Genomic DNA, 24,834 nt, shown 5'->3' with positions numbered 1-24,834 from the left:
AGCCGGACGCGCCCTTCGTGTGTCCTAAACCAGCGAATCGGTACGCACCGCCTGATTCAGTCGATGAGCACCGGCTGCTTGGCACCATCCGAAGATTCGACAACCGGCGCAACCTTCCCGGAACGGTGGTGAAGCCAGTTAGCCACCGCCAGAAGCGCCACGAGTCCGAAAGTGCTCAGGAGCTGGGGTCGGGAATCCTCGCCGATGAATCCCACCGTGAAGATCGCGGCGAGGATGACCAGACCAAACACCGTGAGCCACGGGAAGCCGGGCATCCGCAGGGGAAGCTCCGTCCCCTCGCGGTCGGCGCGGAGGCGCAGCGCGAGCTGGGCGAGGAGCGCGGACGTCCAGACCAACAGGCACGTCGAACCCACGATGTTCAGCAGGACGGGAAGGACCTTCTCGGGGAAAGCCAGCTCCAGCACAACCGTGACAACGCCGAAGACGACGCTGGCCAGGACTGCGACAACCGGGACCCGAGCCTTGGACACGGAGGCAAGCAAGCGTGGCGCTTCACCGCGCTCGGCGAGGGAGAACGCCATCCGGGAGGCACCGTAGAGGTTGGCGTTGAGGGCGGAGAGCAGCGCTGCGACGGCCACCAGCGTGATGGCGGTGGCCGCGCCGGGCATGCCGGCGGCTTCCAAGACCGCGGCGAACGGGCTCTTCAGCCCCGCCGAACCTACGGGAACAACAGCCGCGATAACGAAGATTGCACCGATGTAGAAGACCAGGATGCGCCACAGCACCGTGCGGACCGCTTTCTTCACGCTGCGGGCAGGCTCGGCGGTCTCAGCTGCCGCCACGGAAACGATCTCGGTGCCGCCGAACGCGAACGCCACCACGAAGAGTGCCGTGGCAATCCCGGCGAAACCGTTGGGCGCGAAGCCGTCTCCGGTGAAGTGGGCCAGGCCCGGCGACGGGACGCCCGGCAGCCAGCCGAAGAGCAGGGCAGCGCCAACCACGAGGAACCCGACGATCGCTGCCACCTTGAGCAAAGCAAACCAGAACTCGAATTCACCGAAGTTCTTCACACTGGTGAGGTTCACAGCGGTGAGCACCACGATGAACACGAAGGCCATCAGCCACACCGGCAGGGCCGGGAAGATGGTGGCCAGCAGTCCTGCCGCACCGAGGGCTTCCGCGGCGATGACCACCACGAGCTGCAGCCACCAGAGCCAGCCCACCGTGGCACCGGCCACCGGCCCGTAGGCCTTGGCGGTATATACGGAGAAGGCACCGCTGTCCGGATTGGCGGCGGCCATCTCGCCGAGGGCCCACATCACCAGGATGATGAGGGTGCCGGCCACGAGGTAGGAGATCAGCACGGCCGGGCCGGCAGCCTGGATGCCGGCGCCGGAGCCGATGAAGAGGCCCGCGCCGATGGCGCTTCCGAGGCCCATCATCGTGAGCTGGCGGGGTTTGAGTGCGGCGCCCAGTGCGCGGCCAGACGTCATTGTCTGTTGTTCCATGGGGAGTCCTCTGGTTTGTAGGTGGAACGGATGGGGTTTTCAGGTCAGTCGGTTTTTCAGGCTGCGTGGGCTTCCAAAAGCCTGAGCACGCGATCGTTGGAGGCGGGGCCGGCAACGGTGATCCGCACCCCGTCGCCCTGGTACGCCCGGACCAGGATGCCCGCGCGGTCAAACGCGTCCACCAGCCCCGCCTGGAGACGGTCATCCGCACGGATCCACAGGAAGTTGCCCTGGCTCGCTTGCAGCTTCCAGCCCTGGGCTTCCAACTGTGCGGCCATCCGCGTGCGCTCCTGCCTGACGGCGGCGACCCGGGCTTCCATCTCCTCCCCGGCATCCAGCGACGCGATGGCCGCCTTCTGGGCCATCGCGCTCACCGAGAAGGGAAGGGCGGTCCGGCGCAGTCCCTCAGCGATGTCCGGCGCCGCCACGGCGTATCCCACGCGCAGGCCGGCGAGCCCGTACGCCTTGGAGAAGGTGCGCAGGATGCAGACGTTCGGGTACTGGCGGTAGAGCGCCAGGGAATCGGGGCCAATGCCCGCTTCGGCATATTCCACATAGGCCTCGTCGATCACCACGAGGATGTCGGAGCGGACGGATTGCAGGAAGGCCTCGATCCGTTCGTGGCTGATCGGCACACCGGTCGGATTGTTGGGGGTGCAGAGCAGGATGACCTTCGTGCGGGCGGTGACGGCCGCAGCCATGGCATCGAGGTCGTGGCCCTCAGCGCCGTCCAGCGGAATGCGGACCGGCCGGGCGCCTGCCAGCTCAACCAGGATGGGGTAGGCCTCGAACGAGCGCCACGCGAAGATCACTTCATCCCCGGCGTCGCAGAGGCCGGTGATGATCTGTTGGAGGACGCCGACGCTGCCGGGTCCCACCGCCACCTCTCCGGCCGTGACGCCGAGGTGGCGGGCAAGCCGTTCGCGGAGTTCGACGGCGGCACTGTCAGGGTAGCGGTTCATGGTACCGGCCGCTGCGGCCACCGCAGCGGCGGCGGCGGGCAGTGGCTCGTAGTGGCTTTCGTTGCTGGCGAGGGCTGCAATGTCCGGGCCGGCGCTGCGCCGGCCCGGGACGTAGGGCGGAAGTCCGGCCACAGCGCCACGAAGGGTGGGGAGCGCGGTGTCCGGTGCGGTCAGGAGCTGATCACGGGTCATGAGGAACGATCATGTTGTGACCCGGCCCACAATGCAAGATACGCTCAACCCATTGGGACTTCTGCTCAACTTCTACTGTCTGTGGTGAAAATATGACCATCCCGAACCCCCGCACCGTGGATTCCCTCGACGGCAGGATCATCCTGGCCCTCGACAAGGATCCGGAAGCCAGCGCGCTAGCACTCTCGCGGACACTCGGCGTCGCACGGAACACGGTCCACGCCCGGCTGGCACGGCTCGAGCGCAGCGGCGCCCTCCGCTCCTTCAGCCGGAGGCTGGATCCCGCCGCGCTTGGCTATGACCTGATGGCCTTCCTCTCACTGTCCATCAGCCAGACGCGGACAGGTGCGGTGGAAGACGGGCTCGCCGCGATCCCGGAGGTCATCGAGGTGCACGCCACCACCGGGGACGCGGACCTCATGGCTAAGGTGGTGGCACGCAGTACGGCCGATCTCTACCGCATCACCAACCAGATCCTGGAAATCGAGGGGATCCAGCGGACCAGCACGGCCATTTCCGTGCTGGAACTCATGCCGCCCCGCTACGACGGCCTCCTGAGCCGGCTCACCGAGCAGGAAACCCGCCCTTCCCACTAAATGCGGGTGATGCACGCCACAAGTGCGCAGATTTTCAATTGAGGCTGCAGTCTCCTGCCAAATATCCCAATCAAACTCGACTCTCTTGCCTATCTGTGAACCAGCCCACAAGATTCCTGCATGACTTCACTTACCGTCTCCGGCCGCGTGGCGCAGGTTCTCAGCAGCTATCTCAGCGATGTTTTCGGCGTCATGGGCAACGGAAACGTCTACTTCCTGGACGCCGCGGAAAAGCTGGGCCTTCGCTTCTCCCCCGTCCGCCATGAGGGCGCCGCCATCGCCGCGGCCGACGCCTACTACCGGACATCAGGACGTCTCGCAGCGGGCACCACCACCTACGGCCCCGGCTACACCAATGCACTCACCGCCCTCGCCGAGGCGGTCCAGGCCCAGATCCCGGTGGTGCTGGTCACCGGGGACGCGCCGAGCAGCGGCGCCCGGCCCCAGGACGTGGACCAGGCGGCAATCGCTGCAGGCCTTGGCGCGGCGACCTTCACCGTCACCCGCGACGCCGCGGGCGTCATCACGCAGCAGGCGGTGGAGTACGCACTCACTAAGCGGACCGCCGTCGTCATTGCCATTCCCTACGACCTCGCGGCACTCGAAGCTGCGGACGAAGAGCTTCCCGCGCCGCCGGCAGCGAAGGTGACGGACGACGTCGACGGCGGCCTCGTGCAGGTAGCCCGGCTGCTCGCCGGGGCGAAGCGGCCGCTGATCCTCGCCGGCCGCGGTGCGCATCTCGCCGGCGCCGGCCCGGAGCTCCGGGAGCTCGCCGACCGCCTGGGCGCGCTGACCGCCGGAACCGCCCTGGCGCTCAACCTCCTCCAGGGCGAGGGGTATCTCGGCGTCGCGGGCGGCTTCGGCACGGACGCCGCGGCCGGGCTCATGGGTGAGGCTGATGTGGTCCTCGTGGCCGGGGCAAGCCTGAGCCCCTTCACCATGCGGTTCGGGCACCTGCTCGGCCCGGACAGCACCGTCATCCAAATCGACACCGCCCTGCAGCCGACGCACCCCCGGGTGGATACGTTCGTCAGCGCGGACGTGAAGTCTGCTGCGGGACGCATCCTGAGGATGCTGGATGGCCCGGCCTCGCCGAACGCCAGCCGCGCAGAAGCGTGGCGCGCGGAAGCCCGCAAACGCCTGGACGAGGGACCGGGCCACCAGGCAGGCTCCGCGGAGACCCCGGACGGCCGGCTGGACCCGCGTTCCCTTGCCACGGCGCTGGATGCGGTGCTGCCGGAGCGCCGTACGGTGGTCCAGGACGGAGGGCACTTCGTCGGCTGGGCACCCATGTATTGGCGCATCCCCAGGCCCCAGGACCTGGTCATGGTGGGGACCGCCTACCAGGCCATCGGGCTGGGCCTTGCCAGCGCCGTCGGGGCGGCCCGCGCAGTGGAGGACGGCCGCACCCTGGTGCTGGCGTCCGGCGACGGCGGTTTCCTGATGGGCCTGTCCGACCTCGAATCGCTCATTGGGGCGGCACGCAGCGCCGTAGTCGTGATCTACAACGATGCCGCCTACGGAGCCGAGATCCACCAGTACGGCTCCCAGGGCCTGACCGAAAAGCCCATGCTGATCCCCGAGGTGGACTTCAGCGGCATTGCCCGCGCTCTCGGTGCCGAGTCGGCGATCATCCGCTCACTGGCGGACCTTTCCGCGCTCAAGGACTGGATCGACGCCGGCGCCAACGGAACCTTCGTGGCCGACTGCCGCATCACGTCAAGTGTGCGCGCCCCGTGGTTGAGCGAGTGGATGAGGGCCTCGCAGGCCGCGAAGGCGGCGGTGGCCGGTTAACTGGAATCGGCTACAGGGCGCTTCAGGCGAAGCCCCGAATCATTGCCAAAGCGAGAAACGGGGCTACGAGTACCTCTCGTCACGGTGTGCGGAGGTTCACCGTCCCATTTGTGCCATCGACCATGACGATGGCTCCATCGCGGATGACTTTCGTGGCATTGCCTGTTGCGACAACAGCAGGGATCCGATGTTCGCGGGCGATGATGGCCGGGTGGCACAGTGCCCCGCCCGCATCAGTGACAACGGCGCCTATTGAAGCAAAGACGGTGGACCAGGAGGATCTCGTAGTGGGGCAGACGAGTACGTCGCCAGGCCGGATACGGGAGAACTCACGCTCATTGGCGACAATACGTGCCGCTCCTATGTAAGTCCCCGGTGAGGCTGGCGTCCCTCGCAGGATCCCCTCGTCCGCCGTCTGCTCCTGCGAGCTTCCTTCCGGTGCAACCAGCCGTTGGCCAATCCGCATCATCAGCGTCAGCATTTCCCGCACATCCGCGGGCAGCCACCTCGTGTTGGGAGGGGGCGGCGGAGGCGTCCCGTAGCTGGCTGGCCCTGGATGCGCGAGTATCCAAGCCCGTTCCCCACGTCGGCGCCGCACATGGACGTGAAGGTCTCCGCGCTGCCCTTCCAGCCACTTCTGCACCTCATCGGCCGTGCAGTAGAAGACGTCGTCGACGGACGTGATGGACTCGGCGCGCTGCATCCTGCGGCCGGCCTCAAGGACCGCATAACGAACAAGCGCAAGCGGGGAGTCAAAAGCGTAGAACACATTGTGCTCCCTCAGGGGGTAGGCGCGAAGGGCCCTGTCAAGCAGGGCGTTGAAAGTGTCGAGCGCCTCACCTTGAAGTTGTTTCCGCGCCTGGGCTGCAGCTTCCTCCCGTAACCGTTGCTGCTCCTGGGCCGGGTCTTGCCTGCGCCCGATAGCCAAAGCTTCGAGTTGGGCGGCGATGAGGCCAGGGCACTCGCCGAACGTCGGTTCGGCAATCTCGGTGGAGAGGGCACGCGCCCCGTAAATGCGCCGGTACTCCTCAAGCGCCTGTTCTTTCTCGGCCGGCTCAAGCCCTCGATCGGCCAGGCGGCGGAGCTCCCTGGCTGGCTCGGAGGACATCTCGGAAGTACCGGCCACCAGATTCAGGACTTGCAGGTAGTCCCATCCGAGATGCTCTTCACAGAAGAGCTCCAAGCGGGTGGTCTCAAGGAAGTGAGGCATGGATGTGAGGAAGTGCAGCGGTACCGATTCGGCGAGGAATTCACGGGTCGAAGCCAGATGGGCGGCCAGTTGTCCGTCGGTCAGGGCGCCAAGATCGACGTCCCTGAGAGCCTGGATCCGCACGCGAAGCCGGTGAACATGGTGGTTGTTCCACTCGTTGACAATCTGCATGCTCAGGTCTTCTTCGCGCTGCTGGCGTGCAGCGCGGATACGTCGCCTGCCCTCAGGTATGAGGCGCAGGAGCAATGCCAGCGCCCATCCCGGCAGGGGCGGGGCCTTATCGCTCCGGGGCTCCATTCCGAGCGGAAGCATTGACATGTATATCCAGCCTCCGATGTCGCGGAAGTCGAACTGGGCGATCAGTCCGAAACGCTCGGCCATGTGCCGTGCGCCGGAACTGACGTCCAGAACGGAAGCAGTCATTGGCGTTACCGGCTCGGGAGCGTGAGTCGATTCACGTTCCCAGTACCCGTGCGGCACGATCACCGGCACCGGCACCGGTTCGACAAGCGTGGTGATGGGCCGAGCCTGCAGCAGGTACAGCTGTCCACCCGCGAGGGCCCACTCAATGTCCTGGGGAACGCCCTCTACACGTTCCACGTCTCTGGCGAGGTCGGCGATACGTTTGGCAACTTCCGCGGTGATCACTTCGCCGTCGTCCTTCGTATAAGCAACTCCGTCTGATTTCACCGTCCATGACTCGGGAGTGAGCTCGCCGGAAACGAGCCGGTCCCCTAGCCCCGGCAGGGCGTCAACAATAACTTGATCCCGGTCCCCGCTGACGGGGTTGACACTGAACGCCACACCGGCAGCATCCGGATGGACCAACTCTTGGATGAGGACGCCCATGGGCGCCTCCCCTGCTGAGGCCAGGACATCCCGGACGGCAGCAGCTAATGCATCCTTCCCCCGAACGCCGAGAACTGTGGCGTATTTCCCCGCAAATGACGCTTCGATTCGGTCTTCGTCGCTGGAGGAGGAACGGACAGCAAGATCCACGTCTCCGAGAACGTCCTGGATTGAGCGCTCCGCCACATCGAGCTCCTCACCAGTGAATTGCGCGCCGTCAGCGGACAGGACAATCCCGGCAGGAATCACGAATTCCCCGGTCCTTGCCAATCGTCCAAGCGTTGCTGCCTTTCGCCCCCAGAGTGCGGGATCGGCAGGGTATAGATCATGAAGTGTTGCGACGGTTTTCATGTTCACCATGCTCGGCCTTACGGTCCCGGTTCGGTATCGGTACCAGTACTGAGATTGGGAAGGTTTTCCATAGCCCATGCCGTCAGCCCTATCCGGCTGGCGATGTTCAATCGGCTGTAGGCGGCGTGGAGATGCGTTTCCACCGTCCTTTCGCTCAGGAACAGCCGGGAGGCAATTTCCGCATTTGACAGCCCTTCGACGGCCAGTCTGACAACATCTGCCTGACGCTGGGTAAGGATGGCCCCATCCCGCCTGACCCTGGTTTCAGGGATCCTGTGCCGCCGAGCAAGCCGGCGGGTCCGCTGCAGCCACCAGCCCACCTGCTGGGATCCGAAATACTCCAGCAGCCGCCCTACTGTGTCGCCGGCAAGTTGCGCGTCCGGGAGAGTCTCCGCCCACTCCAGGCGGGTTTGGGCTGCGTAGAGGCGCAGACCGAACTGATCGAGGCTGTCCGCTGCCACCCGCAGCGACTCCCCGGCTACCTGCACATCGCCCCGTTGCAGCGCCACCAGCCCCTGCAGTCGGAATCCGAGGGCCGCCAGCGCCGGAGACTCGACCTGGTGACCCTTCAGTTCATCGATACGGCTGGCAGCGAGGCGCATGTCTCCTTGCCTCAGTGCCGCAAGTCCCGACAGGAAGGGCAGCATGGCGATAGTTTGCGGGTAGGTTCCCCAGAGTTGGAGGGTATCGGGCAGGATGTGGGGCTTCCCGTCACCGAGCTGGACCGAGACGACCGCCTTTGCGTAGAGGGCTAAGGAATAAAGCTGCGCGTCATCCTCGATGCCTTTGGCATACGACCGCTGGGCCGCAGCCAAAGAGGCACCAGCCCGAGCGAACTCACCGCGCTCCGCCTGAAGTAGCGCCGCGAGCAGGGCCGTCTTGGCCTGAGTGCGGGCTGAAGCGGAGGCGGCGGCCGAGAGAGAGGCCAACTGCCGGTGCTGTTCCGCCGCAGTGAGATTCCCTTGCAGGTGTCTGAGAATGCTCAGCCAGATGTGGGTAGCATATTGCGGTGTTGGGAGGCCCATGGCTTCCGATTCCGCGAGCATTTCTTCCGCGGCTTCAGTGGCGAGTCCCACCCCTCCCGTGAGAGGAGCGAACCGGAAGATCAGAAGCGAGGCAAGGATGCGAAGGTCTACTTGATTGGAGGCTCGGGCTGCAGCACGGGCATCACGGGCATGGAAGGCCGCTTGTCGATACGCTCCGTCGAGTGCCGCCTCAACCGATCGGCCCATCATGGCGGCAGCCTGGCCTTTTTTGCCGAACTGCGAGCATGAGGTCGCCTCCGCAGCGGCACTGCGCGTCTGATCAGCGGTCCCGTGTCGGCTGCACCAGAGCAGCTTCATCACCGCCCTGTAGGAGGGGTCATGGAACAACGGGAGGTCAATTCCGGACGGGTCCGGAAGTTGTCCGGACACAGGAGCATATTTTCCTGTCTCCCACGACGTGAGACCGATCTGGACGCGGGCAGAGGCGAGATCACCTCCGGGTGTTCGCACCACCGCTTCCTGCTCCAGTGCTCGGCTCAGGCTTGCATCCGCCCCCTCGAGATCACCCAGCTGCTGCTGTGCCGCTGCCAGCTGTTCGTACCGCAATTGCCGAGACCTTTGATCATTGTGCAGGACCGGCAGGGCCAAAAGCTCTGTGAGGAATTGAACGATGTCTTCATAGCTGGCGTCATGGCACTCAGCTGCCGCGGCGAGCACACCAGCCAGCTCATCGCCGTCGATCTCGTTGCGCAGGGCAAGGCACTGCTCCGCCAAGACGACAGGGTCTCGACCATGGTTCCGGAGTGCTGCGGTCAGCTTGCGCCGCATGCGTTGGCGTTCCGTCTCTGCAATGATTTCCGACAGAACCTGCGCGTAGGCGGGATGCCGGAGGACCCATCGTTCTGGGGGTCCACTTTCCAATTTGATCAGCGGGATGCCAGCAGCGAGCCGCGTGATCTCGTCCAGCTTTTTGCCTCCATCAAAAAGGGCTTCTGTCAGGGCTTCTGGTGCGATGCCCCTACCTGGGGAAAGAGCGAGCATCTGGACCAACTCTTGTTCCTCGGAGTCGAGCTGTGCGTTGATCTCCTCCACGAGTACCTGGACCGTGGGTGGAACATCCGAACCAAAGGACGCAGGGCCCGCCAACTCTCCTGCCAGGTAGAGCGGCAGGCCCTGGGCGGCCTTAACCAAGCGGGCTCTCCCGGCGTCGGACGGGCCATGGACAGCACGGGTTATCAGCTTCATGACCTCAGCATCGTCAAGCCGTGGCATGCGCACGTGCTCGGCATCAGATAGCAGGAGCTGCGCCCGGAGTCGCTTGACGTCAGGGGCAGCTGTCCGCAAATCGCGCCCGCAGAGCAGGACAAACATCTTCCGCCCGGGCGACCGGTCCGCCAACACAGCCAGGACACGGGCGCTCGGCTCATCCAGCAACTCGGCCGAGTCAAGAAACACCACCACGGGCTGGTGGTCCGACAAGCGCCGGAAGAACTCGCTAACGGCGTCGGCGAGCATCGCTTCCGGCGGCAGCTGTTCAACGGGCGGGCCGTCTTTCAGATGCAGCACGCCTTCAAGAGCCTGCAGTCCCAACGATGCGCCGGACTTCTTTGCCGGACTCATCTTGTCGATTGCCGACCGCAGCAGCGCTGAGAGAGCCGCGTAAGGAATTGCTCGAGTGGCTGGCCGGCAAGTTGCCGAGCTAACCAGGACACCTTGACTCAGCTCCTCGGCCAGAATTTCCTCGCAAAGCCGTGTCTTGCCGATGCCCGCCTCGCCCTCCACCAGAACGAGGGCGCCGCTCCCCGCCAGGCAAGAGAGGAGGGCACGGCGAAGGACAGTGCGTTCCGACGCCCGACCTACAAACGGAAGTCGCTTATGGCCTCCCACGCAACCAGAATGCCACGCACCAAAACATTTCTGTAGGCCAATCTGAACTTCAGGACACGGAAAAGCCCTGGCACATTCCTCATGCCAGGGCTTCCCGCGTCTGCCGTGCAGTAGGACTGCGTGGAGTCTCTATCCGGCGACCTAAAACGTCAGGTCTGCGTAAACGTCGGCCGTACACATCGGTTGCGGTGACCGTGGATGCGGTGCTGCCCATCCATCGGGCACAACGATGCCGCCTACGGAGCCGAAATCCACCAGTACGGCTCCCAGGGCCTGACCGAAAAGCCGATGCTGATCCCCGAAGTGGATTTTAGCGGGATCGCCCGCGCGCTCGGTGCCAGGTCGGCGATCATCCGCGCACTGGCGGACCTTTTCGCGCTCAAGGACTGGCTCGATGCCGGCGCCAAAGGAACCTTCGTGGCCGACTGCCGGATCACGTCGAGCGTCCGGGCCCCGTGGCTGAGCGAGTGGATGGCGGCCTCGCAGGCCGCGAAGGCGGCGGTGGCCGGCTAGCGGCGGACAAGCCGCCACAGTGACGTGACCTCGGCCGTGCGCGCCTCGAACAGAGGATCGTCGCGGTCCGATGCCTTCGGATGCGTTGGCTTGGTGTCCAGCCGTTCTACCACCTTCAGCCCGGCCACCGTGATGGCGGTCAGCAGGTCGTCACGCGTCCGCAGGCCAAGGTGCTCGGCCAGGTCGGAGAGGACAAGCCAGGCCTCACCGCCGGGCTCCAGATGGTCGGAGAGTCCGTTCAGGAAGCGGAAGAGCATCCTGCTCCCGGGGTCGTAGACGGCGTTGTCCAGGGTGGAATGCGGCGTGGCCGGAATCCAGGGCGGGTTGCACACGATGAGGGGTGCCCGCCCGGGCGGGAACATGTCGGTCAGGACGGCCTCAGCACGGTCCTGGACACCGAGGTTCCGGAAGTTCTCGGCGGCGCAGGCGATTGCACGCGGTTCATTGTCCGTCGCCACCACGCGGTGGACGCCACGGCGCGCGAGGACGGCAGCGAGCACCCCGGTGCCGGTTCCGACGTCGAACGCCAGCGTGTCAGAGGGCAGCGCAGCGGCGGCCACGAGATCCACATACTCACTCCGGGTGGGGAAGAACGTGCCATAGTGCGGGTGGATGCGGCCCTGCAGGGCATCGACGTAGACGCCATTACGTCGCCACTCGTGGGCGCCAATGGCCCCGACAAGCTCATGCAGGGACACAATGGAAGATTCGCCGATATCACCGTACGCTTCAGCGGCGGCCTGCCGGATGTCCGGTGCGCGGCGCAGCGGCACCACCGGGCCCGGATCAAGAGGAATCAGCAGCAGGCCGAGAACGCGTGCACGGTGCGAGCGGGACTGGCGGTGCCGATAGAACTTATCGGCCGGAGTTGCTGCGATCTCTTTCTTTCCGGCGGCCATCCGCCGGTCCATGGCGTTGAGGATCTGCCGTGCGTTGTGGAAGTCACCGTGCCAGAGCATCGCGATCCCCTGTGACGCCATCCGGTTCGCTTCATCGGCCGTGAGGGAGTCGGAGACCACTTCGACACGCGTCGGCGCCGGTCTGCCGTTCGCCGAACGCCATCGCGCGGTCATGCTGACACCGGCCTCGACCCAGGTCACGACGGCGGGCTCATCCACCGCAGCTGTGCGCGAGGGATTGGGGACCGGTATCGGGATTCCCACGGGAGCTGGCGTGTCGGTAGTGATTTAGATCCAATCCAAGAGTGCGGGGGCCGATCGGCGACTGACGATTGCGGCGGTTATTCGACAACGTGGATGGCTACGCCCAAGAGTCCGGACCGTCATCCGGCCGCGAACCGAGCTTGGTTGATGGCCGCTGGAACCATTCAACCTGCATTGTCAGGATACAGGTGTGCCGTGATCGCCACCCGCCGCCCGACCCGCCTGCCGCTCGGCTCGTGCGTGCCTTTGAAGGCTGGCTTTACTCACCCGGCCATGCCCACCCGCACCCCAACCCCTTGCTCAACCGCTGCGTCGTACAGCAGCCGCCCGATCGCCAGGTCCTGCATGCCGATCCCCACGGAGTTGAACAGGGTGATGTCCCCTTCGTCCCGGCGGCCGGGGACCTAGCCGGCCGCAACCTGCCCCAGCTCGCCCCGGATATCGCGAGCGGCCACCACCTTCGCCGGCAGGTGGCTGATCTTGTCCCGGAACGCGTCCACCATGGCCGCGCTGCGGGACCACACGCTTTAGGTCGTCAACCGCTCAGTTGCGTGCTTGTTCAGGGGCACTCCGTGCAGGGATTTCTGTCGACGGAATGCCCTGCAGAGATCTGCCGCTTGACCTGCTCAAGCTCATCTTTGAGCAGGTCAACGGTGGCACGGTATTTTTCGAAGTCCGCCGATCGGCGCCTCGCCATGGCAGAACTGATGACCGCGGCGAGAATGGCAAGCGGGAACGAGAGCAGCAGGGCCCAGCCGGACACGGCAAGGAAGTCCAGGGCGATGGGAAGTGCCTGCTTGAATGCCAGGAACTCGTTCACCCCGCCGACCACTCCGTTCAGAGCGGAGTCCAGGGGCTCCAGAAATTGCCCCACGACAGGCGCCCCGGAAAACGACGGAACGCTCAGCGGCGGTTCTCCCCCGGCCGACCAGCGCGAGTCACTGAAATGGTTCAGGACGTAGATGCCGGCACCCGCGTTGAGGGCTGCGAAGAGCAGGACGGAACCAAGGGCAGTCCAATGAAGCCGGTGCGGACGCCAGACGCCGGCCACAAGCGCGAAGACGGCGGCGGCAACCCAAGAAAAGAGGCGGAGTTCGTCGCGGCTCATGCCGCCCAGTAGATCCAATGAATTCCCCACCCTTTGCAGTTGATGCTTGTTCCGGTCCCAAGCAATGCCTGTTCAAGGTCCCAAGGGAGCCTATCCCAGTCACGCCGGGCATGCGTCGGGTGCCATCAGTCCCACGCCGCGCCGGCCCAGCCCGTCCAGCCGAACCTCCGCGTGGCGGCAGGGCAAGGCCGTTCGGCCCTATCAACCTGCGGCAACGGGCCCAAAGCTTAAAACAGATAGGCGCTGGGGCGGACGCCCGCGGGCCCCTGCACCGAGCCTTGCCAGACCGCGGGCTCTGAGGACATCCGGACATGTCAGTCGACAAGCGCCAGCCACCGCAGCGCGGATGGGCCGCGACGCAGGGAAGCCAGCGCAGTGACGTGACTCGCAAGGCCCTTCTCGCTTCAGGAGCGCTGTCTTCGCTGCTCTACGTGATTGCCACCGACGTCGTGGCGGCCTCCAGGTGGGACGGGTACCGGCGCACCGAACAGATGGTGAGCGAGCTCTTCGCCGTCGGCTCCCCCGGCCGGGACGTCCTGCTCCCCTTCACATGGGTCTACACCGTGCTGTTCACCGCCTTCGGGGTGGGCGTCTGGAACTCCGTACGAGGCAACCGCGCCCTGCGCATAGGGGCCGGCCTGCTTACCGCCTACGGACTGTGGAACATCATGGGCGCCCTCTACCCCCTGACACTGGGCGACGAGGCTTCCGTTCCCATGCATATCCTCGCCACCAACATCCAGCTCGCCCTCATGGTCGCAGCAATGTGTTTCGTGGCTGCAGGGTTCCACGGCCGGATGCGGGTGTATTCGATCGTCTCGCTTGTTGTTTCCGCGGTCATGGGCATGGTGGCGTTCATGGCGGCCCCGGGACCTAACCTCGTGTTGGACATCAGCGAAAGAATCAGCATCGGCGCATTCCTGCTCTGGGTAGCGGTCCTCGCAGTTTCCCTGTGGAAGCGGCCTGCGGCTGACAGAACATCACAGCTTCAGGCGCCATAAGCGCACTCATTGCCTGTCTCCGCCCGTGAAGGTTCTTCCCTTGTGAGCGGCAGGCCGCAGCAGTACCACCCCCTCACTGAACAGCTCCGTGGAAGTGGCCAACGATGCTCGAAACTGCGCGCAATACCAGGACCGACGGACGCCGCGACTTGGTCACCGAACTCCTGGGCCTGTGGCTGGTGCTGGCCGTCTTCCTGGACGGCTGGGCGCACCTGAACCTGCCCAGCCTGGAGACGTTCTTCACCCCGTGGCACGCCGCACTCTACTCCGGCATGCTGGCGACGGCGGCGTGGACCGCCGTCGTGATCTGGCGCACTCCCCTTGAGAGCGGCGCAACCACGGCAGCATCCGATCTGCGCAAAGCGACCGCAAGCCGACGTGAACTCGCCGCCCAAGCGGGTGCCGCCGTCGTACTGGATGATAGCGGCGCTCCTCGACCGCCTCGGTTACGTGCAAGTATTCACGTATGACTATCGATGGCGACACCGCCAAACTCCTTGCCTTCGTTGACTCCCACGGCATCGACGCCTCGACTGAGGTCAGCCGTGGTTGGGCTTCCGTCGGAGCGATCATTGTCGATGCCTCCTTGCAGCGACGGCAGAATTACGAGGCGACCGTGAAGCCGCGCGTTGACGCTCTGGTTGCCGCATGGCCAGATGCCCAAACTACGAGTGGGTTCCGGAAACGTCTAGCGACGGGAAGCCTCTCGGAAGTCATCGATTGGCCGTCGCCGGGCCGTCTTGCCCAGATAGACGACATAACACGTGTGTTTGAGGATCAGGGCATCGAGACTGTCGAGGAACTCCGGGCCAGACTCACTGACCCAGCTGAAAGGCCGGTTTTTCGCGATGCCCTCGCAGGTGTACGCCATGTAAGCCCCAAGACGTTGGATTACATCGACGTTCTCAGTGGACTCTCATCGCAGGTGACTACTGATGTGCGGATACGGAGGGTGGCCGAGGCCGCCGGTATCGAGGACACGTCTTACGCCAATGTGTCGGCCGTGGTCCGCGCTGCTGCTGACTCACGAGGGTGGCGCACTGAGGACCTGGACGCTGCACTGTGGCACTTCGGTATTAAGAGCGCCCCGGCATCATCCGACTAAGGAGTCCAGAACTCCTACCGCGGCCCGCGGCGCATCGCTCTGATCAGTCTTTTGATCGTGCTTCCGTTGTGGTCGCGGGCTGCCGATTGTGCGAAACAAGCAAGTCGAGTACGTGTGTTCAGCATTCCTCTACTCGCTTTGAAATTGCTCGCGCCCGGTTAATCCTGGTCTAGATGCACAATAAGAGGCTGGACGTCCGCAGCGCCATTGATGCCGTCCGCCTGCGGATTGGCATGGCAAATTTCGCTGGGCTGCTGAAACCGGGCGACGTCTCCCTGACCAGGAGGACATGGCCCTGGGACTCCCGGTCAGCCCGATCACCGCCCGCCGTGCGCTGGCGAGCCTCGCTGAGCAGGGTGTGGTGGTCCGTCGCCGGGGCCGGGCCGGCGGGACTTTCGTGGCGGATGAGCCTCCGCAGAGCGTGCTGGCCGAGTTCTCGGCTTCACCGGCCGAGTCCCAGGCCGTGAACCGGCTGGTGGACCGGAGGCTGCTGTTCGAATGTGCGGTGACGCACTATGCGGCGGTCAACGCCACGGCTGAGCCGTTGGACGAGCTGGACCGGCTGACCCGCGACATGGCCGAGTCCTCGGACTGGTCCGACTACCACCAGGCGGATGAGCAGTTCCACCAGCTGGTGGGCACGGCGTCAGGGCTGGGCACCGCCGTCGAGGTTTATCACGAGGCGTTGGCGGAGCTCTATGTCTACTTCATCCCCTACCCCATTGAGCTGCTGCATAAATCGAACTGCGACCATGTGGCACTGGTGGCGGCCCTGCGTGCCGGTCGCGTTGAGGAAGCCGTGGAGATCGCCCGCAAGCACGTGGATGTGCTGCACCGGACGATGTTTATGGGGCTGGCGGAGGGCGGAGCCTAAGCCTCCAAGTTTTGACCTTTTGGCCGGTGGCGGTCGCGGAACTGCCGCCTCCCCAAAACGCCAAATCGATCACCGGTGGCTGTGGGTCCCGAATTGATGCAAGGACAAAAGGCAGGGCGGCTGTGAAAGCCGCCCTGCCTTAGTGCGTACGGGAATACCTGCGCCCGACTATCGGGTTTCCTGTTGCGGTGGAGTGCAGGGTTGTCCCGTGCGCGTGCCGGACATGGATCCGGCGGTCCTTAGTCGCATCATCGACTGATGTCGTTACCTGAAGCAGTCGACCGCATGAGTTCGCGGTGAGCGCCGGTTGCACGCGTCACATGATGCCGGTGGGTACGAGCAGGGCCCAAGCCAGTGCGGGGGCTGCGAGGACGACCGCTCCGGCGTACATCATCAGCTGCTTATAGACGCGTTGGCGGTCGTCGTCGCGGGCGTTGGCTACAACGAGGGCACCGTCGGTGGAGAAGGGGGAGACGTCCACGACGGTGGCGGCGATGGCGAGTGCAGCGACTGTTCCGGAGGCGCTCAGCGAGCTGGACGCCAGGAGGGGGCCTGCGAGGGGGATGAATGCGGTCAGCAATGCGGTGGAGGAGGCGAAGGCTGAGCCGACGCCGATGACGTAGCAGAGCACTAGGGCGATCAGCAGGGGCGCACCCAGGGCGAGGGCTTGCTCAGCGAGGGTGTCGATGACGCCGACGTGCTGGAGTAGGGAGACATAGGTGATCATGCCTGCCACCAGCAGGACCGTGGACCAGGAAACGCCGCCGATGAACGTTTTGTGTTCCTTGATGTTGACGAATGCCAGGAGGAGGCCGGCCGAGAGGGCGACGAATCCGATGGGCATGTGGAAGCCCAGGGTGCACACGAGAATCACAGCGATCAACGCCAGCGTGAAGATCTGCTGGCCGTGGGGACGTCCGACGCGGGTTGCGTCGAGGCCGGCGTACTCGTTGGCGTGGTTGTCGCGCAGCTTGCCCAAAAGGGCGAACAGCACGATGGTCAGGGCTGAGAGGATGAGATTGAGGGCGAAGCTGGCCGTGAAAAGCGCCCCTTGGGAGATGGGGAATCCGTTTTTCAGTGCGATGTCGTGCACCAGCACGCCCGCAACGGACAGCGGGGAGAAGCCGCCGGCGTGGGCCCCGTTGATGACGAAGGCGCCCATGAGGACCGGGTGGATGCGTGACTCGTAGGCAAGTCCGAGGGCTGCCGGTGCCAGCAGTGCGACGGCGGCCGGGGAGAAGGTGCCCAGGGCGGTCAGCGCGGCAGCCATGAGGAAGAACACCCACGGGAGGAGCACTGTCTTGCCCCTGACCAGGCGCACGCAGGTCTGGACGATGATGTCGATGGTCCCGTTCCTTTGGGCCATGCTGAAGAAGTAGGTGACGCCGATGATCGTCAGGACGATGCTGGCCGGGAACTCCTCAAGGATTTCCTTGTCGCTCATTCCGAGCATGAAGTAGCCGACGCCAAAGGATGCCACCAGCCCCATGACGCCGATGTTCAGCGGCCATTTCGTGGCGACGACGAACATCACGACGAGGATGACGAGCGGGATGATCTGGGTGGCGGTCATGGTCGGCTCCGATCCCGAGGCGTCCGCGGGGTTCAAGAGGACACCCCCGAACAGGAGGGCGACCAGACCCAGGATAGTGGCGGCGGCTACCGTCATCAGCAGGATACGGCGGCGACGGTTGGGGCGCTGGGAGCGGGCCGCGCTTGTGTCGCTTTCGAGGGGTGCAGTTTGTTCTGCGGTCTTAGTCATGATGCTGTCTCCTCATTGAGTGGCGCTGGCAAGGGAGGCGTCTACGGCGCTGCCGAGGGCCTCGGGGAGGTGGATGACGGTGGTCGCGAGGGTGCGGGCTGTTCGGTCGACGCCGACGAGCAGCGATCCGTCCCGTTCCTCGCTCCAGGTTTCGATGACCCCGGCCGGTGTGCGCAGCCGCAGGGTGGGTTGAAGGGTGTCGCCGGTGATGTCGTCGAGTAGGGTGCCCGGGGTGCGGGCGCCGAGGGTCAGTGCGATGCTGCCGGTGATGGCCAAAGCCGGGTGGGGCTTGCCCATCGAGAGCATCATGACGCTGAAGTCGCTGTCCGGATCGGACTGGGCCGGCGGAGCCACGATGGCCACCTTGGGGACGGCGCGGGCCGCTTCGCTCGTGGTCGCTGCCAGCCCCATACGCACTGCGGCCTGACGCCGGATGAGTTCCAGGGTTTCCAGTTGCAGCTCCACCCCGGCGAGCCAGCTGTCGTAGCGCTCCGGGTCAAGGCCAAGGTCCTCGGCACGGAAAATCACTACCGGCGCTCCGGCATCGACCATGGAGACGGTCCAGCGGGTTCCGCTGGCGGTGATCCAGTCTGAGGCTGACCCGGTGGGAAGCAACTTGCCGGTGGTTTTGCCAGCAGGGTCCTGGAAGCCGAGCCCCACCCGGTATCCGGGAAACGGGACACCGGGCATCTGTGCCTGCGGGACGATTGGCAGGGCACCGGACGGGGTGGACACCCGCTGGATGATGATCTGGCCGGTGTTGGTGTTGCGGGTAATGATCCGGGTGACATCACCGGTGGGCACCACCCAGCCCTTCTCGATGGCGTACAGGCCAACCACAGCCGAGCAATTGCCGCAATTGCTTCCCCAATCCACTGCGGCCTCTTCAATCCCCACCTGGGCGAAGGTGAACTCAACGTCGACATCGTCGCCAACGGGACGTTGAAGGATCATCGCTTTGCTGGTAGTTGAAGTCGCCCCGCCAACACCGTCGATCTGCCTGTGGTCGGGACTGCCGAACAGCCGGGGAAGCAGCACGTCCGGGCTGGTTTCAGTCTCACCGAACTGTCCGCTTTCAAAGACCCAGCATTTGCTGGTGCCTCCGCGCATCCATTCCGCTTCGATCTTCATGGTCTGTTCCTTAGCTTCTCTGCTGCCCAAGGATGTTCGAGGGCTTGATTCGAGATTGAGGCAGATCACAAATGAAGACAATGTCGGATTTGTGATGCAGGATGTAGAAACGCTTAACTCAGCTATCCTGAAGGGGTGGGCCATCAAAAATCTGGCTCCGGGCGCCCGGAAAGACCAGCGGCTTCCCGGGAGGGAAGCGGTGTCTGCACCGAATGAACATGTTGCACAGAAGGGTGAACTATTGCTTAAGGATGATAGCCAGGATTTATTCGATATTCGCCGGTTGGCGTTGCTGGTCGAGGTCGTTGAGCAAGGATCGATCACCGCCGCTGCCGAGCTGATGATGTACACGCCCTCAGCAGTCTCCCAGCAGTTGCGCAAGCTCGAGCAGGAAGTTGGACAGCCTCTCCTCAACCGCCGCTCCCGCGGAGTGGTGCCCACCGAGGCAGGACAGGTGCTCGCCGGTCATGCCCGCAAGATCGTCGGGCAAATGCGCGCAGCGCAGTCCGACCTGGACCAAATCGCCGGACTCAAACGCGGCTCCCTGACCATCGGAACATTTCCGACTCTCGCTGGGTCATTCCTGCCGGTTGTTATCCGGGCCTTCAAAAAGAGGTACCCGGCCATTGGCCTCTCCGTGCGAAGCGCACGCTTCGATGACCTCGTGTCAGACCTGCAGTCTGGAGTTACCGGCCTGTGCCTGCTGTGGGACTACCCTTGGAACCGCTTTCAAGACGATTCAATCCGCATAACGGAAGTCTTCCAGGAAAGCACCGTCCTCTTGGTATCCCGCGGGCACCCGCTTGCCGGCCGCGATGAGATCCGGATGGAAGAGCTCCGCAAGGAATCGTGGATAGTGCGGGCCGAGGCCCACCCTGTGGTGGAAGTGCTGCAGCGCTCCGCCCACGAGGCCGGCTTCGAACCAACGATTGGCTTCCTGGCCAACGACTACCAGGAAGCGCAAGCCATGGTGAGCGTCGGTATGGGCGTGGCCATGGTGCCGAAAACCGCCGTCGCCCTCCAACACCCCGACGTCAGGGTCATCAGCCTCGGCCCCGGCGCACCCTTGCGGCGCGTATTGCTGGCCCAACGACAAGACAAGGTCTATGCCCCGGCTGAAGTCGCATTCCACTCCACCCTGCTGGAGATCGCCCGCGAACGAGCCGGAGACTACCTGTAGCAACGGAGCGGGTACTTTCTGCGGTGGGGTGCCCAGCAAAGTCAACTTGTCGTAGCAACGCCGGGGTTCAGGCTGCGTGCAGCAGCTGGTTCAGCCGGAGTACATGACGCTCTCTCCGCGTGGCAGCAAACAATCCGCCGGCAGGTACGGGACCTGGTGCACGCTGCCGATCCCGCCGTCGAGGAAACAATCAAGCGAACCTCCAGCCATACGTCGTCCTGAATGGCGACATCTGCGCCCTGCTCGCGGCAAGGACCACGTCAACGTCTTCCTGTACGACGGCGGAATCGTCCCGGATCCGGAACAGATCATCACTGCAGGACATAACAACAAAACAGCCCGGACCGTCGCCTTCCGAGAGGGAGAGGCCGTGAACGAGCGAGCACTCGGCGAAATGTTCAGGACGATCATCGCCCACAACCGTGCCGGTGGCTGGCGGATGATCAAAGGAAGCCAGTAGCTGCACTACTGCCAGAGACGTTGATCGTCCCTTCCGTTGTTCCTGCCCAGTTACGGCAGTACCACGCGCAGGTTTCAGGAACCCGGGTGAGCAGCAGGTCGGCGACGACGGCGGCAAAGGTTGGCCCGCGGCCCCGGCAATCGAATACGGGCACCCTGCTGGTGGCGGCGGCCGCCTGGCTGCCGGTGGTGATGATCGGCCAGCGATGCGGGCGTGCCGGCCTGCTGAGGCAGCCAGCCGTCAGGGATTTCCCGTAAGCCTGGCCACGGCGGCAATGTCCTCGGGGGTCGTCCGGCAGCACCCGCCGAGGAGCCGGGCACCAAGTTCACGCCAGACGGCGGCTCCTTCGGCCAGGCTTGCGGGCTGCTTGTTACCGGCTCCCCCAGATGTGTCCCCGGACGAGGCCGGCCGCCACTTTTTGGTGACCGCGTCGTAGATTTCGCCGGAATTTGGATACGCGATCAGGGGCGTGTCCGTGGCTTTACCCAGGGCGCCCAGGGCTCGGGAAACCAGCTCCAGCGGCACACAATTCACGCCAATGGCAACGACGGACGACTGCGTCCGGGCGAGCTTTGCCACCTGAGCCAGCGGTGTGCCGTCGCTGATGTGCCCTCCGTCCCGCAGCGTAAAGGAGAGCCAGCCTTCGACGTCGAACTCTTTCATGAGTGCCGTCAGGGCCTCGGCCTCCGGCAAGGACGGCAGCGTCTCACAGGCAAGAATGTCCGCTCCGGCGTCCACAAGCGCGGCAATTCGAGGCCGGTGGAACTCCATGAACTCGTTTCGGCTGAGGAAGTAGTCTCCCCGGTATTCCGACCCATCGGCCAGGTATGCGCCGTACGGACCGACCGATCCGGCAATCAGCAGGGGGCCTGCACCCGGGTTTTCGGCCAGGTGCTCGCTGCGAGCCTCGTCGGCCAGGCGTACGCTCAGTGCCACCAGCTCCAGGGCCTCTTCTTCGTCAAAGCCGCGCCGCGCAAATCCCTGGGGTGTTGCCTGATAGCTCGCCGTGATCGCGACCGCGGCTCCGGCGCGGAAGTAATCGCGGTGCACGCGCTTGACGAGCTGCGGCTGTTCCAGGAGGACTTTGGCCGACCATAGGGGGTCGTCCAGATCGCAGCCGTGCGCTTCCAGCTCGGTGGCAAGTGCGCCGTCCACGGTCATGTTCGCTCGGGCATCCAGCATGCGGGAGAGCTTGGTGTTACTGGGCATTGTTTGGGCTCCAAGCGGTTCGTTCGTCCATGGCTGTCGGGCACGGTGCACGTCCGATGCCTGGTGGCTATGTTCATAATAAGCATCTTTCAATGCTTGTAATGATCATCACACCGTGCCACGATGGCATGCAAACACGTTACGAACCGATCAGGAGACTTCCCTTGAAGATTGAAATGAAACCAGTACGCAAGCTGCGTGTGCATTGGCCCGTGGCTTCGGAAACCTTCTCGCGGCTCGCCAGCGGCGACGCGGAAGCATTCAAAGACGAGGCGGGCATTGCGGCCCTGCTCGACGCTGTCGCGGAATCCCCTGACCTCGGGGACTTTGGCAACTACCGGCATGTCTTCGAATCCGGTTTGGGTTTTGAGGGGTTCACTTGCGCTGAAGGCGCCAATCCTACGTTGGGGCAGGTTGGTCAGCAGACAATTTCGCCGACCCTAGTCTTGACGACGTATTTCGATGCTGCGCTCGACGAGCGTGTCGTGGAACGCTTGCTGCAGCACATCGTGGATATCCACCCTTGGGAGGTACCCGTCATTGAGCTGACAGGGCCAATCCGCGTTTCCAACACTGCCTTTCCTGCATTGGTTGAAAGCCAGGCCACGTCATGACTCAAGTCACCACAACCGCCCTTTGGGACGGCCTGCGGACGCTGATTGCCGGCAGATCTTTCACTGACCTGACGCACGCCTTCCGCCCTGGCCAGCCACACTTCCCGGCATTCCCCGACGAAATCAGGGAGCCCGTCTTCGATCTGGAGAAAGGTGACGGCTTCACCGCTCACCGCTACTCGATCATCGGACAATGGGGAACACACGTTGATCCTCCCTCGCATTTCATCTCAGGGGGAAGGACCCTGGACCAGATTCCCGTGGAGGAGATGCTACTTCCGCTGGTCGTCTTGGACATCACCGAGCGCGTCATCGCTAATGCGGACGCCACTCCCCGGATGGAGGACGTCCAGGCCTGGGAACACCGCAATGGTGCCATCCCACCCGGGGCCTTTGTGGCATTGCGGACAGGCTGGAGTGACCGTTGGCCTGACGCTACCGCCATGGCAAACAGGGACGATCACGGTGTCAGCCACACACCGGGCTGGTCGCAGGAAGTCCTCTCCTTCCTGATTGAGGAGCGGTCGGTTACCGCCGTCGGTCATGAACAGACGGACACAGACCCGGGACTGGCCACATCCAGCCAGGATTTCACACTGGAGACCTATGTCCTGGCGCAGAACCGGTGGCAGATCGAGCTGATGGCGAACCTGGACGGACTTCCAGAAGCGGGCGCTGCCCTCATTGCCACCTGGCCCAAGCCACTGCGGGGCAGCGGTTTTCCTGCCCGGGTCTTCGCCATCCATTAGGAGGCGTTCCTCCAGTGACTAGAATCGGACCCATGTCTAAGACATCCAGCATGGGCCGGGGAATTATGGCTGTCCTAGCGGTGGGCTCCCGCAACGCAGAAGGCCTGCCTGGCGGAACGGTCGCTGATATAGCAACCGACCTAGGCAAGGACCGCAGCCAAGTAGCGCGCAGCCTGCGGACGGCCCAGCAGGAGCGGTTTCTGGTCCGCAAAGACCACCGGACCTACACCGTGGACTGGTCGCTCCTGACGGACGCGCAACTGTTGTCCGAACAACGGTTGCAGACCGACGGCGCCACCGCGCTGGCAGGCTTGGCCCGTGAAACTGATGAAGGATGCTTCCTTGGAATTCTGAGCGGAGACAGCACCGTCACCATCGGTGAGCATGTTCCGGCAAGTAGCAACATGATCGGTTCATGGCTGGGCCGGCCCTATCCGGCCTACTGCAGCGATGCCGGCCAGGCGCTGCTGTGGGAAGCGTCCGACGACGAGGTCCGGACCCTTTTCTCCGGTGTCGCTTTCGTGCGCCATGGCCCCAATACGCCCCTTGACGCGGAGGACTTCCTGTCACGACTACGCGCGGCCCGGGCGCGGGGATACTCCATCGTCGACGAGGAAGCCGAGCCGGGGCTGTATTCCCTGGCCGTTCCGATTCGGGACTTCAAGGGCGACGTGGTGGCAGCGCTGCAGGTCGTAGGCGCCAAGACCCGCCTGCAGCCGAGGTTGGAGGCATGCGCCACGGCTCTCGTGTCCTGGGGAAGGTGGCTTGAGTCCATGCTGGGTCAGGTCCCGCCGAAGAATGTGCCTTAGCTGGCAAGACCCTTCCGGCCAGCGCTGTTCCGCGTGCCGCCCTGGCAGGAGCCCAGCCGTTGGGCTGCTTCCCACAGGGCCTTTGCAATGTCATCTGCGCCGGACATGATCTCGGCCTGGCTGCCCAGGACGCTGAGCGCTGCAAGAACGGAACCGTCGGCAGGGCGGACCGGAACCGCCAGTTCGTAGACTCCATGCTCGAACTCTTCCTCCGCGACAATGAAGCCCCGCGCCCGGTCCCGGTCCATCAATTTGACGACTTCCTGCGGCGAATGGGCCGCCCCCGGACCGCCCACGCCAATGAAGTTGACGTCCGCAAGGAGGGCCTCAACGGCTGGCTGCTCCTCGTCCCACAGCAGGGCCCGGCCGGACCCTGTGCACCACACGGGTGTCACCATGCCGGGTTTCACGAAGCCGCCGGGAACCGCGTCATTGCTGGAGGTCCGCAGGAGAATGACGCGGAAGCCCTCCCGGACGGAAAGTCTGGATCTAAGGCCGAACGAGGCCACCAAAGCCTCAAGTTCGGTTCTTGATTCGCGGACCCAGCCTGTATTCAAAGCGGCAGCCAGGCTAAAAAAACGTGGACCGGTCCGGAATGGCCCGCGTTCGACCCGTTCCAGCAGTCCCAGCTCGCACAATTCCTGAGTCAATCGGGAGACACGGCTTTGGTCCATCTCCAGCTCGGATGCGATCTGAGAAACGCCGAGTAGCCGCCTTCCCCACTTCTCCCGGTCTGCGACCAGCCGAACTATCCGAAGGCCTTGGGCCATGGATGACGCTTCCGAGGAAGAATCCATGCTCCGTGCTCCTTCCGCCTGATAACTACGCCTATTCTCACATGTCCCCACAGAACGCCGAGC

23 protein-coding genes and 1 pseudogene are annotated in these 24,834 nt (G+C 64.4%); 13 read left to right on the top strand and 11 right to left on the bottom strand.

Annotated elements, in window-relative coordinates; all coding sequences use genetic code 11:
- Nucleotides 1-56: 56 nt before the first annotated feature.
- Together ASG92_RS26080 and hisC are read right to left on the bottom strand one after the other, a co-directional pair.
- Nucleotides 57-1,469, bottom strand: coding sequence for an amino acid permease (locus tag ASG92_RS26080; protein WP_056635688.1), 1,413 nt, complete (start codon nt 1,467-1,469; stop codon nt 57-59).
- A gap of 56 nt (nt 1,470-1,525) precedes the next feature.
- On the bottom strand, nt 1,526-2,623 hold the full coding sequence (gene hisC / locus ASG92_RS26075) for a histidinol-phosphate transaminase (protein WP_056635687.1): 1,098 nt from the start codon (nt 2,621-2,623) through the stop codon (nt 1,526-1,528).
- A 92-nt stretch (nt 2,624-2,715) separates the two neighbouring features.
- Between hisC and ASG92_RS26070 the strand changes: the two genes are divergently transcribed.
- Nucleotides 2,716-3,219: an Lrp/AsnC family transcriptional regulator gene (locus ASG92_RS26070; protein WP_056635684.1), complete on the top strand. Its 504-nt coding sequence runs from the start codon at nt 2,716-2,718 to the stop codon at nt 3,217-3,219.
- A gap of 120 nt (nt 3,220-3,339) precedes the next feature.
- On the top strand, nt 3,340-5,013 hold the full coding sequence (locus tag ASG92_RS26065; RefSeq protein ID WP_056635681.1) for a thiamine pyrophosphate-binding protein: 1,674 nt from the start codon (nt 3,340-3,342) through the stop codon (nt 5,011-5,013).
- 79 nt (nt 5,014-5,092) lie between these two features.
- Here ASG92_RS26065 and ASG92_RS26060 read toward each other — a convergent pair whose 3' ends face one another.
- Both ASG92_RS26060 and ASG92_RS26055 read right to left on the bottom strand, forming a co-directional pair.
- Nucleotides 5,093-7,342, bottom strand: a complete 2,250-nt coding sequence (locus tag ASG92_RS26060; RefSeq protein ID WP_162256368.1) for a PEP/pyruvate-binding domain-containing protein — start codon at nt 7,340-7,342, stop codon at nt 5,093-5,095.
- A 98-nt stretch (nt 7,343-7,440) separates the two neighbouring features.
- A complete protein-coding gene (locus ASG92_RS26055; RefSeq protein WP_082579751.1) occupies nt 7,441-10,296 on the bottom strand; it encodes an AAA family ATPase in 2,856 nt (951 codons plus the stop codon).
- A 198-nt stretch (nt 10,297-10,494) separates the two neighbouring features.
- Here ASG92_RS26055 and ASG92_RS26050 point away from each other — a divergent pair, with 198 nt between their 5' ends.
- Nucleotides 10,495-10,809 (top strand): hypothetical protein, encoded by a 315-nt coding sequence (locus ASG92_RS26050; RefSeq protein WP_056635674.1) that lies wholly within the window; start codon nt 10,495-10,497, stop codon nt 10,807-10,809.
- On the opposite strand, the gene ASG92_RS26045 is transcribed toward ASG92_RS26050, so the two are convergent.
- The 3 genes and pseudogenes from ASG92_RS26045 to ASG92_RS26040 all read right to left on the bottom strand — a co-directional run bounded on the left by ASG92_RS26045 (nt 10,806) and on the right by ASG92_RS26040 (nt 13,080).
- A complete protein-coding gene (locus ASG92_RS26045) occupies nt 10,806-11,972 on the bottom strand; it encodes a class I SAM-dependent methyltransferase (RefSeq protein ID WP_240987319.1) in 1,167 nt (388 codons plus the stop codon). The genes ASG92_RS26050 and ASG92_RS26045 overlap by 4 nt on opposite strands.
- 263 nt (nt 11,973-12,235) lie before the next feature.
- A pseudogene (locus ASG92_RS30195) lies at nt 12,236-12,361 on the bottom strand (hypothetical protein); the annotation flags it as partial.
- A 170-nt stretch (nt 12,362-12,531) separates the two neighbouring features.
- A complete protein-coding gene (locus ASG92_RS26040; protein WP_056635669.1) occupies nt 12,532-13,080 on the bottom strand; it encodes a hypothetical protein in 549 nt (182 codons plus the stop codon).
- Between the two features lie 311 nt (nt 13,081-13,391).
- On the opposite strand from ASG92_RS26040, the gene ASG92_RS26035 reads away from it, so the two are divergent.
- From ASG92_RS26035 to ASG92_RS26020, 4 genes are all read left to right on the top strand, one after another.
- Nucleotides 13,392-14,081 carry a DUF998 domain-containing protein gene (locus ASG92_RS26035; protein ID WP_056635666.1) on the top strand — a complete coding sequence of 230 codons (690 nt, stop codon included), beginning with the start codon at nt 13,392-13,394 and terminating at the stop codon, nt 14,079-14,081.
- Nucleotides 14,082-14,185: 104 nt separating this feature from the next.
- Entirely contained in the window at nt 14,186-14,551 is a 366-nt protein-coding gene (locus ASG92_RS30190) for a hypothetical protein (protein WP_056635663.1), read from the top strand.
- On the top strand, nt 14,548-15,186 hold the full coding sequence (locus tag ASG92_RS26025) for a hypothetical protein (RefSeq protein WP_056635659.1): 639 nt from the start codon (nt 14,548-14,550) through the stop codon (nt 15,184-15,186). Before ASG92_RS30190 ends, ASG92_RS26025 begins: the two co-directional genes overlap by 4 nt.
- Before the next feature lie 289 nt (nt 15,187-15,475).
- Nucleotides 15,476-16,060 carry an FCD domain-containing protein gene (locus ASG92_RS26020; RefSeq protein WP_240987317.1) on the top strand — a complete coding sequence of 195 codons (585 nt, stop codon included), beginning with the start codon at nt 15,476-15,478 and terminating at the stop codon, nt 16,058-16,060.
- A gap of 316 nt (nt 16,061-16,376) precedes the next feature.
- Here the strand turns inward: ASG92_RS26020 and ASG92_RS26015 are convergent, their stop codons facing one another.
- Nucleotides 16,377-17,822, bottom strand: a complete 1,446-nt coding sequence (locus ASG92_RS26015) for an SLC13 family permease (protein ID WP_056635657.1) — start codon at nt 17,820-17,822, stop codon at nt 16,377-16,379.
- A gap of 12 nt (nt 17,823-17,834) precedes the next feature.
- Nucleotides 17,835-18,953 carry a PrpF domain-containing protein gene (locus ASG92_RS26010; protein WP_056635654.1) on the bottom strand — a complete coding sequence of 373 codons (1,119 nt, stop codon included), beginning with the start codon at nt 18,951-18,953 and terminating at the stop codon, nt 17,835-17,837.
- A gap of 241 nt (nt 18,954-19,194) precedes the next feature.
- On the opposite strand from ASG92_RS26010, the gene ASG92_RS26005 reads away from it, so the two are divergent.
- The 3 genes from ASG92_RS26005 (at nt 19,195) to ASG92_RS28820 (ending at nt 20,850) form a co-directional block, all read left to right on the top strand.
- Nucleotides 19,195-20,133, top strand: coding sequence for a LysR family transcriptional regulator (locus ASG92_RS26005; protein ID WP_056635781.1), 939 nt, complete (start codon nt 19,195-19,197; stop codon nt 20,131-20,133).
- Between the two features lie 76 nt (nt 20,134-20,209).
- On the top strand, nt 20,210-20,593 hold the full coding sequence (locus tag ASG92_RS26000) for a DUF1801 domain-containing protein (protein ID WP_240987316.1): 384 nt from the start codon (nt 20,210-20,212) through the stop codon (nt 20,591-20,593).
- Between the two features lie 86 nt (nt 20,594-20,679).
- Nucleotides 20,680-20,850, top strand: coding sequence for a hypothetical protein (locus ASG92_RS28820; protein ID WP_157372497.1), 171 nt, complete (start codon nt 20,680-20,682; stop codon nt 20,848-20,850).
- On the opposite strand, the gene mmuM is transcribed toward ASG92_RS28820, so the two are convergent.
- On the bottom strand, nt 20,834-21,802 hold the full coding sequence (mmuM, locus tag ASG92_RS25995; protein WP_056635650.1) for a homocysteine S-methyltransferase: 969 nt from the start codon (nt 21,800-21,802) through the stop codon (nt 20,834-20,836). The genes ASG92_RS28820 and mmuM overlap by 17 nt on opposite strands.
- A gap of 164 nt (nt 21,803-21,966) precedes the next feature.
- On the opposite strand from mmuM, the gene ASG92_RS25990 reads away from it, so the two are divergent.
- From ASG92_RS25990 to ASG92_RS25980, 3 genes are read left to right on the top strand one after another with little or no spacing between them, the layout of a single operon-like run.
- On the top strand, nt 21,967-22,416 hold the full coding sequence (locus tag ASG92_RS25990) for a hypothetical protein (protein ID WP_056635778.1): 450 nt from the start codon (nt 21,967-21,969) through the stop codon (nt 22,414-22,416).
- The gene (locus ASG92_RS25985) at nt 22,413-23,165 is read left to right on the top strand and encodes a cyclase family protein (RefSeq protein WP_056635648.1); all 753 of its coding nucleotides are present in this window, start codon (nt 22,413-22,415) and stop codon (nt 23,163-23,165) included. The genes ASG92_RS25990 and ASG92_RS25985 overlap by 4 nt, the downstream gene beginning before the upstream one ends.
- A gap of 32 nt (nt 23,166-23,197) precedes the next feature.
- Nucleotides 23,198-23,974: an IclR family transcriptional regulator gene (locus ASG92_RS25980; protein ID WP_056635645.1), complete on the top strand. Its 777-nt coding sequence runs from the start codon at nt 23,198-23,200 to the stop codon at nt 23,972-23,974.
- On the opposite strand, the gene ASG92_RS25975 is transcribed toward ASG92_RS25980, so the two are convergent.
- The gene (locus ASG92_RS25975; protein ID WP_056635642.1) at nt 23,971-24,771 is read right to left on the bottom strand and encodes an IclR family transcriptional regulator C-terminal domain-containing protein; all 801 of its coding nucleotides are present in this window, start codon (nt 24,769-24,771) and stop codon (nt 23,971-23,973) included. The genes ASG92_RS25980 and ASG92_RS25975 overlap by 4 nt on opposite strands.
- Nucleotides 24,772-24,834: the final 63 nt, after the last annotated feature.

It is taken from the genome of Arthrobacter sp. Soil736, assembly GCF_001428005.1.
Classification (GTDB): domain Bacteria; phylum Actinomycetota; class Actinomycetes; order Actinomycetales; family Micrococcaceae; genus Arthrobacter.
Note: the sequence above shows the minus strand (reverse complement) of the source record. Positions and strands in the feature narration are given on the sequence as shown.